The organism is Quadrisphaera sp. KR29 (assembly GCF_052644995.1).
In genome coordinates this window covers 221,588-231,706 of the sequence record NZ_JBQXXG010000006.1, presented here as the reverse complement: position 1 = coordinate 231,706, position 10,119 = coordinate 221,588, and the positions used below count along the sequence as shown (strand labels likewise).

The 10,119-nt window shown below is 77.6% G+C and carries 9 protein-coding genes; 4 read left to right on the top strand and 5 right to left on the bottom strand.

Going from position 1 to position 10,119, the window contains the following annotated elements:
* Positions 1 to 123: 123 nt before the first annotated feature.
* Together ACUN9U_RS07975 and ACUN9U_RS07970 are read right to left on the bottom strand one after the other, a co-directional pair.
* Positions 124 to 906, bottom strand: a complete 783-nt coding sequence (locus ACUN9U_RS07975) for an iron-sulfur cluster assembly protein (protein ID WP_445484404.1) — start codon at positions 904 to 906, stop codon at positions 124 to 126.
* Entirely contained in the window at positions 903 to 1,970 is a 1,068-nt protein-coding gene (locus tag ACUN9U_RS07970; RefSeq protein WP_445484403.1) for an amidohydrolase family protein, read from the bottom strand. Before ACUN9U_RS07970 ends, ACUN9U_RS07975 begins: the two co-directional genes overlap by 4 nt.
* A gap of 164 nt (positions 1,971 to 2,134) precedes the next feature.
* On the opposite strand from ACUN9U_RS07970, the gene ACUN9U_RS07965 reads away from it, so the two are divergent.
* Positions 2,135 to 3,628, top strand: a complete 1,494-nt coding sequence (locus ACUN9U_RS07965; RefSeq protein WP_445484402.1) for a helix-turn-helix domain-containing protein — start codon at positions 2,135 to 2,137, stop codon at positions 3,626 to 3,628.
* An 80-nt stretch (positions 3,629 to 3,708) separates the two neighbouring features.
* Here ACUN9U_RS07965 and ACUN9U_RS07960 read toward each other — a convergent pair whose 3' ends face one another.
* The gene (locus ACUN9U_RS07960) at positions 3,709 to 4,737 is read right to left on the bottom strand and encodes an NAD(P)-dependent alcohol dehydrogenase (protein WP_445484401.1); all 1,029 of its coding nucleotides are present in this window, start codon (positions 4,735 to 4,737) and stop codon (positions 3,709 to 3,711) included.
* Between the two features lie 155 nt (positions 4,738 to 4,892).
* Here ACUN9U_RS07960 and ACUN9U_RS07955 point away from each other — a divergent pair, with 155 nt between their 5' ends.
* Positions 4,893 to 5,750 carry a hypothetical protein gene (locus tag ACUN9U_RS07955; protein WP_445484400.1) on the top strand — a complete coding sequence of 286 codons (858 nt, stop codon included), beginning with the start codon at positions 4,893 to 4,895 and terminating at the stop codon, positions 5,748 to 5,750.
* On the opposite strand, the gene lipB is transcribed toward ACUN9U_RS07955, so the two are convergent.
* On the bottom strand, positions 5,671 to 6,327 hold the full coding sequence (lipB, locus tag ACUN9U_RS07950; RefSeq protein WP_445484399.1) for a lipoyl(octanoyl) transferase LipB: 657 nt from the start codon (positions 6,325 to 6,327) through the stop codon (positions 5,671 to 5,673). The genes ACUN9U_RS07955 and lipB overlap by 80 nt on opposite strands.
* A gap of 18 nt (positions 6,328 to 6,345) precedes the next feature.
* Here lipB and ACUN9U_RS07945 point away from each other — a divergent pair, with 18 nt between their 5' ends.
* Positions 6,346 to 7,380: a Gfo/Idh/MocA family protein gene (locus ACUN9U_RS07945; RefSeq protein WP_445484398.1), complete on the top strand. Its 1,035-nt coding sequence runs from the start codon at positions 6,346 to 6,348 to the stop codon at positions 7,378 to 7,380.
* On the opposite strand, the gene ACUN9U_RS07940 is transcribed toward ACUN9U_RS07945, so the two are convergent.
* Positions 7,349 to 8,626, bottom strand: a complete 1,278-nt coding sequence (locus ACUN9U_RS07940; RefSeq protein WP_445484397.1) for an NAD(P)/FAD-dependent oxidoreductase — start codon at positions 8,624 to 8,626, stop codon at positions 7,349 to 7,351. The two genes, ACUN9U_RS07945 and ACUN9U_RS07940, sit on opposite strands and share 32 nt — an antisense overlap.
* 81 nt (positions 8,627 to 8,707) lie before the next feature.
* On the opposite strand from ACUN9U_RS07940, the gene ACUN9U_RS07935 reads away from it, so the two are divergent.
* Positions 8,708 to 10,114 carry a protein kinase gene (locus ACUN9U_RS07935; protein ID WP_445484396.1) on the top strand — a complete coding sequence of 469 codons (1,407 nt, stop codon included), beginning with the start codon at positions 8,708 to 8,710 and terminating at the stop codon, positions 10,112 to 10,114.
* The last annotated feature ends 5 nt before the right edge of the window (positions 10,115 to 10,119 follow it).

The following is a 10,119-nucleotide window of genomic DNA, read 5'->3' as shown; positions in this document are numbered from 1 at the left end:
GGTGGGGGGGGTTGGGGGGCGGGGGGGGGCCCCGGGGGGCGGGGTCCCCGCCCCCGGGTTCGCGGGGGCGCCCCCCCCCGGGGGGGGGCCCCACGCCCATGATCACAGCGGGAGCGGGGCCTGTCAGGCGGGGCGGCGGGTGAGCAGCTGCACCGGGACCGGTGCGGTGCCCTCGTCGCGGGGGGCCTGGTCGTGCTCGGCCCCCGGGTAGCGCGTGGCCAGCAGGCCGCGGCAGAAGTGCGCGTTGCCGTCGATGCTGATGCGCGTGGAGCGGGCCTTGCGCAGCCACATCCCGACCACCGACGGCGGCACGGGCGTGCCGTGGTCGTCGACGGCGACGGGGGCGTCGTCCTCGACGGACAGCCCCAGGGCCTCCCGGCGGCGCACCAGCGCGTCCGTGGGGTCCCCCGGGAGCAGGTCGCGCAGCCGGACGGCGTGCACGTCGTGCTCGCCGAGCTCCGGGCGGGCCCGCAGCAGCGAGGTCAGCGCCCGCTCCGCGGCGGCGGTGTGGGCCTTGCGGCGGAACGTCAGGCGCAGCTCGTCCAGGTCCGACTCCGCCTCGTGCCCGAAGGTGCCCTTGTAGCCGGCGTCGGCGGCCAGGCCCCGGTTGATGAGGTCGGAGTCGTGGTGGTCGTCGAGCTCGACCAGCACGTGCCGCACGCCGGGGAGCGCCGTGAGCGCGTCCTTGGCGTCCGAGCACATGAGGTAGGCGAAGTTGGGCGAGCAGAACGAGGTCGGCAGGCGCAGGTGCACGCGCACCACGTCGTCCTCCGCGTCGAGGCTGCGCACGAACCCCAGCGAGGTGATCGCCTCGTCGAGCTCGGGGTCCATCACCGCCGCCAGCGCGTCCCAGGCCCGCTGCTGCAGCCCCGTCCGCGTGGCGGGGCGCTCGTCGAGGGCCGTCACGCCATCCCCGCCATCTCCGCCTTGCCCGCGGCGCGGGGCTCGGCGGCGGAGACGGCCGGCTCCGGCACCGCGGCGGGCTCGGGCGCCACCTGCAGGTGCTCCGGCACGGGGATGTCGTACAGCGCCGCGGCGTTGAGGCCGAGGATGCGCTTCTTGGTGTCGGTGGTCAGCGGGGCGTACTCCGTCATGTCCTCCGGGATCTGGAAGTCGACGAACTTCTCCACCAGCCACTTGGGCGTCCAGATGGCGTAGTCGGAGGAGAAGAAGATCCGGCTGTCGCCCATCCAGTACATGAGCTCGCCGATGATCTGCGCGAAGTAGCGCGGGCGGGTGTGGATGAAGGGCATCGCCACCGCCAGGCCGGCGTAGACGTTGGGCTCCTGGGTGGCGATCCAGCAGAAGTCCTCCAGGCGCGGCAGCCCGCAGTGCTCCACCACGAAGTTGAGGCCGGTGTAGTCGCTGGCCACGGCGTCGATGTCGGCCACGTCGAAGGCGTCGCGGTCCAGCGGGCGGATGGTGGGGCCCTTGTGGACGTGGATGTTGGTGATGCCCAGCTCCAGGCACGCCTCGAGGTAGCGGCGCGACCAGGGGTCGGTGAGCTTGTAGCCGCGCGACTCGCCCTGCCACTCGGCGGTGTAGAGCTTGACGCCCTTGAGGCCCATCCGCTCCGCGTCACGGCGCAGCTGCTCGAGGCCCTTCGCCTCGAAGCGGGGGTCGTAGGCGTGGTTGTACGTGAGCTTGTCGGGGTGGGCCTGGGCCAGCGCGAAGGCCTCTTCGGTCTGCCCGAAGCCGTTCTTGTAGAACTCGCCGAGGATCGCCGGCTGGAAGATCGCGTGGTCGACGTACCCGTCCTCGAAGAGGTCCTTCATGAGGCGCTGGCCGCCGTAGTAGCAGTACTCCTCGTAGGACCACACCTCGCTCTCGGGGGAGAGGTTGCGGTGGTAGTCGTAGAAGCAGTCGATGAACTGCTTGCCGTGGACGTTGCGCAGGTTCTCCGGGCGGGCGTCCCACAGCGCGATGTGCGCGTCGAGGATGAAGTAGTCGGTGCCGTCCTTGCTGTACACGGGTCCTCCTCGTCGAGGTGGTGCGTCGTCGCTCCGTGAAGAAGGTCGCACCCGCCGGCGCCGTCTCACAGGGGGAGGGCGTCTCACTGTGAGACGCCGCGGGAGGCCCGCGCCTACGCTGGTGCGCACCGGGGGCAGCGCTGCCCCCGACCCGGAGGTGGGGGATGGCGCCGGAGGCCCTCTCGGGCACGTCGGTGGACGCGTCGCTGAGGCTGCGCGCCTCCTGGGAGCGCAGCCGCCACCTGGAGGTGCCCCCCGACGAGGTGCCGCCGGTCTACAGCGCCGCCGTCGACGTCGACCCGCTGTTCGTGGAGTCCGGCCGCACCGTGCTCGCCGACCTGCGCTCCACCCTGGCCGGGGAGGCGGTGGGCGTCATGCTCACCGACGCGACGGGCCTGGTGCTGCAGCGCTTCCTGGACGACGCCGCCATGCACCGCTCCCTGGACCGGGTGCACCTGGCGCCGGGGTTCTCCTACGCCGAGGCCCACGCCGGCACCAACGGGCTCGGCCTGGCCATCGCCGACCGCGCCCCCAGCCTGGTCCGCGGCCCGGAGCACTACGTGGAGAGCCTGCGCGAGTACACCTGCGCCGCCGCCCCCGTGCTCGACCCGCGCACCGGCGACGTCGCCGGCACGGTCAACCTCACCACCTGGTCGCGCTCGTCCTCCGGGCTGCTGCTCGCCCTGGCCACCACCGCGGCGCGCAGCACCTCCGCGCTCATGCTCGCCCGCAGCGGGGGAGCCTCCGCGCTGGGCCAGACCAGGACGACGACGCAGGGCGCCGCGCCACCCGCCCCGGCGGCGCCGCGCGGGCAGGTCTACCGGGTGGTGCCGGCCCGCGCCGCCGGCTCCGCCGACCCGTGCACCTCCCTCCCGTGGGCCACCGCCGTCGAGCAGCTGGAGCGCGCGCTGCTCGCCGGGCGGACCGTGGCGCTCGCGGGGGAGGCCGGCTCGGGCAAGACCGCCCTGGTGGCCTCCGCCCGGCGCCGCGCGCAGCTGCGGGGCACCCTCCTGGCCGCGCGCGCCCCCGGCCCCGGGGAGGTCAGCGCCTGGCTGGCGGCGTGGACCCCGGTGCTGCACGAGGAGGGCGCCTGCATCGTCGTGTCCGGCGCCTCCTCGCTGCCGGCGTGGGCCGCCGACCAGCTGGCCGGCCTCCTCGGCGCCGCGCGGCGCGGCGACGGCACGCCGCAGCCGTGCGTGCTCACCGAGCACGACGCCTCCGCGCTGCCGCCGCCGCTGGCCGCGCTCGTCGACGTCGTCCTCGAGGTGCCACCGCTGCGCGAGCGGCCCGAGGACGTGCTCCCGCTGGCCGAGCACTTCGCCCGCGCCCACCGCCACCACGACGTGGGCTTCACCCCGGCTGCTGCGCAGGCGCTGCGCAGCGCCCCGTGGCCCGGCGGGGCGACGCAGCTGCGCCAGGTGGTGCAGGCGGCCTCGGCGCGCACCGACCTCGTCGACGTCCGCCACCTGCCCGCTGACTTCGCCGCGAAGAGCCGGCGCAGCCTGGGCCGGCTCGAGGCGCTCGAGCGCGACGAGATCGTCAGGGCGCTCGCGGTGCCCGGGACGACGGTGGCGCAGGCCGCCGAGAGGCTCGGCATCTCCCGCGCCACCGTCTACCGGCGCATCAGCTCCTACGGCATCGAGGTGCCGGGGCGCTGAGCGCGGGGCCGGCCGCGGCCCTGACGACAGGGGACCGTCAGGGCCGCGGCGGTCGGACCGGCCTCAGCGGGCCGGGACGGTCACGGGACGAGGATCCCGCGACCGCGGATGTTGCCCGCCTCGAGGTCGTGGATGGCGTCGAGCGCGGCCCCCAGCGGGTACGTCTTCGTGTGGAGGGTGACCCGGCCCTGCGCGGTGAGCGCCATGAGCTCGACGAGGTCCTGGTAGGTGCCCACGAGGTTGCCGACCACGCTGATCTCGCGGATGACGGCGTCGATGGTGGGGACGCGCACCTCGCCGCCGTAGCCGATGACGTAGTGCTGGCCGCGGTTGCGCAGGAGCCTGGGCGCCAGCAGCTCGGCGCCGTGCTCGCCGACGAAGTCGAACAGCACGTGCGCGCCGCCGTCGGTGGCGTCCAGCACCGCCTTCTCCACCTCGGCGTCGCTGGTGCCCAGCACGGTGTGGTGGGCACCGATGCTCGTCGCCAGCTCCAGCGCGGCCGGGTTGCGGTCGACGACGGTGATCTGGGCGCTGGTGATCGCGGCGAGGGTCTGGATGCCGATGTGCCCCAGGCCGCCGGCCCCGACGACGACGGCGTGGGTGCCCGGGAAGAGCACGCCCGCGGCCTTGCGCACCGCGTGGTAGGCGGTGACGCCCGCGTCGGCGAGCGCTGCGACGGCGGCGGGCTCCAGCCCGGCGTCGAGCTTCACCACCGAGCGGGCGCCGGTGAGCATCTGCTCGGCCATGCCGCCGTCGACGTTGAGGCCGGGGAAGGTGGCGTTCTCGCAGTGGGCGTCCTGGCCGTTGCGGCACGGCAGGCACAGGCCGCACGTGACGAGCGGGTGCATGATCACCAGGTCGCCGGGGGCCACGTTGCTCACGGCGGACCCGACCGCGCGCACGGTGCCCGCGTTCTCGTGGCCGATGACGTAGGGCAGCGGCGGGTGCTGGATCGCCTCCCACTGGCCCTCGAGGATGTGCAGGTCCGTGCGGCACAGCCCGGCGGCGCCGATGTCGACCACCACGTCCCAGGGGCCCTTGATCTCGGGCTCGGCGACCTCGTCCAGCGACGGCGGCTCGTTGTACTCGTGCACGCGCAGGGCCTTCACGGCGCTCCTCCTCGTCGAGGCCCCGCCGGCCCGTTCGCCGGAGGGGGTCGGGCACCACCCTTTCCAGCGCGGGCGCCGCGCGCCAGCGGCTGTCTCAACCTGCGACGGGCCGGCGGGGCTCCCCACGGCGGTCGCACCGCAGTACCGTCCCGGGGGTGGCGGTCACCAGCGGTGAGGTGCAGACGGCCGACGGTCTGACGGCGACCTCCGCCGAGCTGCGCCGCACGCCGCTCGCGCCACGGCGCACCACCGGCCACGACGTCGTGCGGTGGGCCCTGGCCGCGGGGTACGCGGTCCTGCTCGTGGTCGCGCTGGCGTTCGGGGCCCGTCCGGCGCACTGGGGCGAGGTGGAGGCCGCCGTCGCCTCCGGCGACGTGACGAGCGTGACCGTGGCCACCGCTCCCGACGACGGCAGCCCCCTGCGGTACCAGCGGGTGACCTGGCGCGAGGGGCTGCAGCAGCGGCGCGCGGAGGTCGTGGTCGTGCCGCCCACCACGGACGTCACCTGGGTGGCGCCGCGCACCGAGCTGGAGCGGGACGCGGGTGAGCAGCTGCGGGCCCTCGCCCCGGACCTGCGCGTGGAGCGCGTCCAGGGCGGCTTCGACGGGTCGTCGTCGTTCTGGGGGCGGCTCCTGCCGTTCCCCGCCGTCGCCGCCGTGGCGGTGCTGCTCGGCTGGGCGTGCTGGCTCGGCCAGCTCGTGAACGGTCCCGCGCCGTGGCGGGCCACCCGCTGGGCGTGGTCCTGGCTCAGCTGGGTGCCCGGCGGCGTGCTGGCGCAGCTGCTGCTGGGCGGCCCGACCCGGTGGCTGCCGGCGCCCCGCCGTCCGGCCCGCCGGCTCGGTCCCTGGCGGGCGTTCTTCCTCTCGCTCCTCCTCGCGCCGCTGGTGGGCGCGCTGCTGGGCCTGGCCCAGCGCGTCGCGCTCGCGGGGTGCGTCAGGCGGCGGCGGGCTCGCGCGCGGGGTCGAGCAGCGCGGCACGGGCCTCCACCAGCGGCAGCACCTCGGCCACGGTGACCTGCCGGCCCAGCTCCGCGGACAGCGTCGTGACGCCGGCGTCGGCGATGCCGCAGGGGACGATCGCGCCGTAGGCGCCCAGGTCGTTGTCGCAGTTCAGCGCGAAGCCGTGCATCGTCACCGACTGGGCCACGCGGATGCCGATCGCGGCCACCTTGCGCTCGGCGACCCACACGCCGCTGCGGCCCCTGACCCGCTCGGCGCTCACGCCGAGGTCGGCGCAGACGGCGATGAGCAGCTCCTCCACGCGGCGCACGTGCTTGACCACGTCGATGCGGCCCGCCAGCGACAGCACCGGGTAGCCCACCAGCTGGCCCGGGCCGTGCCAGGTGATCCGGCCGCCCCTGTCGACGTCGACGACGGGGACGCCGCTGCCTGCGAGGGGCCGGTCGGCGGGCTCGGTGAGCTTGCCCGCGGTGAACACCGGCGGATGCTCCAGCAGGAGCAGCGCGTCGCCCCGGCGCCCGGCGACGACGTCGGCGTGGACGCGGCGCTGGAGCTCCCAGGCCTCGAGGTAGTCGACGAGGCCGCCGGCGCCGACGCCGCCCACGCGCTCCACCGAGGGGCCCTGCTGCACCCGCCTAGGGTAGGTGCGGTGCGCGTGGGCCTCGTCGGGTACGGCGACTCCGGTCGCTCCTTCCACGTCCCGCTGCTGCGGGCCGCCGGCGCGGAGGTGGCCGTGGTGGCCACCCGAGACGCCGTGCGCAGCGCCGCGGTCCGCTCGGACCTGCCCGGCGCCCGCGTGGTGCCCGACCTCGACGCGCTGCTCGGCCTCGGGGGCAGCGCCGTCGACGTCGTCGTCCTCGCCTCCCCGTCCGGCGCGCACGCCGAGCAGGCGCTCGCCTGCGTCGCCGCTGGCCTGGCCGTCGTCGTCGACAAGCCCCTGGCGGTGGACGCGGCGCAGGCGCAGCGGGTGGTCGAGGCCGCCGAGGCCGCCGGCACCGTGCTGACCACCTTCCAGAACCGGCGGCACTCCGACGAGCACCGCACCCTGCGGCGCCTGCTCGAGCGCGGCGAGGTGGGACGGCCCTACCGCTTCGAGCGGCGCTGGGAGCGCTGGCGGCCGGTGCCCAAGCAGCGCTGGCGCGAGAACGCCCCCGCCGACCAGGGCGGCGGGCTGCTGCTCGACCTGGGCAGCCACGTGGTCGACGCCGCCGTCGACCTCTTCGGCCCCGTCAGCGCCGTCTACGCCGAGCTCGCCGCGCGCACCACGCCGTCGGAGGACGACGCCGTGCTGGCGCTGACCCACGCGGGCGGCGTGCGCTCGCACCTGGCGGTCGGCTCCCTGGTGGGCGCGCCGGGCCCCCGCACGCGCCTGCTCGGCACCGCCGGGGCCTACGTGGTCACCGACTTCGAGGGCGAGCCGGCGGCCTTCGGCGGCTTCGCCGACGCGCCGCGGTGCACCGGCTGGGTGGTCGCCGGCGCCGAGCGCCGTCCGGTCCCGACGGCGCCGGGGGAGCCCGCCGACTTCTACCGGGCCGTCGCCGCCGCGGTCCGCGCCGGTGACCCGACGGCCGTCCCGGTGCCGCCGCGGGAGTCCCTCCACGTCGCGCGGGTGCTCGACGCGGCCCGCGCGAGCGCCTCGGAGCTGCGCGTGGTCAGGCTGCCGGAGGCAGACCCAGCGCCCTGAGCACCGTCCCGGCCGCGCGGCGCCCGGAGACCAGCGCCCCCTGCTGGCTGGCGGTGTCGCGGTGGTCGCCCGCCACGTGCACGCCGCCGCCGAGGTCGGGGTCCTGTCGCGCGCGCAGCGGCGGCAGCAGCGCGGGCAGCGCGCGCGGTACCGCGCTGGTGGCCACCAGCTCCCAGCCGGCGGCGTCGCGCCCCCACAGGTGCCCGAGCTGGCGGCGCACCACCGGCTCGGCCTCGCGCGGATCCGGTGCCCCGAGCACGGTGGAGGCCACCAGGTGGCGCCCGGTGGGCGCGTACCCGGGGGCCACGGCCGACAGCAGCGCGCTGTTGACGACCGGCCCGCTGCGGTCGGCGTCGAGGTGGAGCAGCCTCGCGCGCGCGCCCTGCGCGGGCTGCTCGGGCGCCTCGTGCCAGAAGGTCGTCAGCGCGCGCGGGGCGGGCACGGGCAGTCCCGGCAGCAGCTGCGCCGCCTCCCAGCCCCCGGTGGCGACGACGACGGCGCGGGAGGCCACCTCGCCGTCCTCGGTGCGCACCCGCACCCCGTCGGCGCTGCGGCGCACCGCGGCCACGGCCGCGCCGGTGCGCACCTCGGCGCCGGGCAGGGCGGTCAGGCGCGAGGCCAGCAGGTCCGGCAGGCGCTGGACCCCGTCCGGGGGGACGCCCGGGGTGCCCCGCACGAAGGAGCGGACGACCAGGCGCGCGAAGGACGCCGACGTGCGCCCCTCGGCGTCTCCCAGCACGCCGGCCAGGAACGGGTCGACCACCCCGGTGCGCAGCCGCCCGCGGACCCCGGCCCGGTCCAGGGCGCTGGCCAGGGGCTCGTCGGCGCCGTCGCGGACGGCGCGGGGCTCGGCGAGGGCCGCCTGCAGCGCCCAGGTGAGGAAGGCCGCCTTCTCGCGCGGGGAGCCCACCGGCGCGAGCAGGGAGGACAGCGCCGCGGAGGGCAGGCGGCGGGGGTCGCCCAGCACGTGGTGGCGCCGGCCGCGGGCCACGGCAGCTCCCGCGGCGAAGGGCTGCAGCGCCAGGTCGGTCATCCCGTCCGCGCCCAGCACGCGCTGCAGCGCGGGGTAGGCCGGGTTGATGAGCTGGAAGCCGCGGTCGACCCGGAAGCCGCCGGTGTCGTCGGTGCGGACGCGCCCGCCCGGGCGGTCGCCGGCCTCCAGCACCAGCACCGACGCGCCCGAGCCCGCCAGCCGCAGCCCGCACGCGAGGCCGGCCAGCCCGGCACCGACCACCACGACGTCCACCCCGACACCCACGGCCCCAGTTGTCCACAGGGCGAGCGGCCGCGCCAGCGGGACGCGGCCCGCGGCGGGCAGGGTGTGCGGGTGATCACCTCCCGCAGGTCGGCCCGGACCGAGCTCCCGGCCGCGCCGCAGGTGCCCGGCCTGCTGGTGGGCCCCCTGGTGGCGCCCTCGGTGCCCGGGCGGCCCGCCGCCTGGTGGGCCGTCGACGAGGACGGCCGGGACGTGGTGGTCCAGCGGGTGCGCCCCGCCGGCGGCACCGGCCCCCTGGCGGGCCTCGACGAGGCCTCGCTGCGGCGCCGCCTGGCGCACCCCCACGTGGTGCCGCTGCTGCGGGTGGTGCGCTGCCGGGAGGGCGCGGTGCAGGTGCTCGGGCCGGCGCCGGGCGGCGCCCTGCCAGACCTGCTGGCCGGGCGATCCCGGCTCGACCCGGGCGAGGTGGCCGTGCTGGTGGCGGGTCTGGGCAGCGCGCTGGGGGCGCTGCACGAGGCCGACCTGGTGCACGGGGAGGTGTGCGCCTCCGGCGTCCTGGTCGACCGGGCCGGCCTGCCGCTGCTGCTGGGGTGGGGAGGGGCGCGCTCGGCGGTGCCGGAGGGGGTGCGCCGCCGGGAGCTGCGGGCGGGCGGCGGCCCGCGCCCGCGCCGGGCCGGCCCGCACCCCGCCGAGGACGTGCGCGCCCTGGCCCGCCTGGGGCTGGCCGCCCTCGGCGAGGACGTCGGCGGCGGCGCTGAGGACTCCCGCGCCGGGGACGCCGGCGGTGGGGACCCCAGCACTGGCGACCGAGCGGTCCTGGCGGCGCTGCTGCGCGCGGCGCTGGCCGCCGAGGGCCCCGCCGCCCCCAGCGCGCAGGACCTGGCCCGCGCCTGCTGGGAGGCGGTGCCGCCGGTGCCGCTGGGGGCGGGCCTTCCCGACGCCGCGTCCAGCGCCACCGCCGTGACCCAGCGGGTGCGGCGCAGCGCGGCCCGCGGCGCGGGGCCCGCGCCGGAGCACCAGCGGAGAGGGCCCCGGCTGGGCGTGCGGCTCGCCCGGCACCCGGGGCGCTGGGCCGCGGGCCTGCTGGCGGTGGCACTGCTGGCCGGCGCGGCGGTGGCGATCGGCGCCGCACGACCGGTCGACGCCCGGCTCACCTCCGAGGACCCCGCCGTCGCCGTGCCGGCCCTGGCCGAGCTGCGGCTGCGGGCGGTGGCCGAGCAGGACGCCTCCCTGCTGGACCGGGTCGACGTCGCCGGCTCCGCCGCGGCGCGCGCCGACGCCGCGCTGGTCGCGGCGCTGGGGGGCCGCCGGGTGGAGGGCGCCGCCGCGCGGGTCGTCTCCGCCAGCGTGGAGGAGCGCGAGGGCCACCGCGCCTGGGTGCGGGTGGTCAGCGCCGTCAGCGCCCACCGCGTCGTGGCCGGCGGGAGCGTCGTCGAGGTGCCCGACAGCGGCCCGGTGACCTCGCGCCTGCTGCTGCAGCGCGAGGACGGCACCTGGAAGGTGGTGCGGGCCGCCTGAGGACG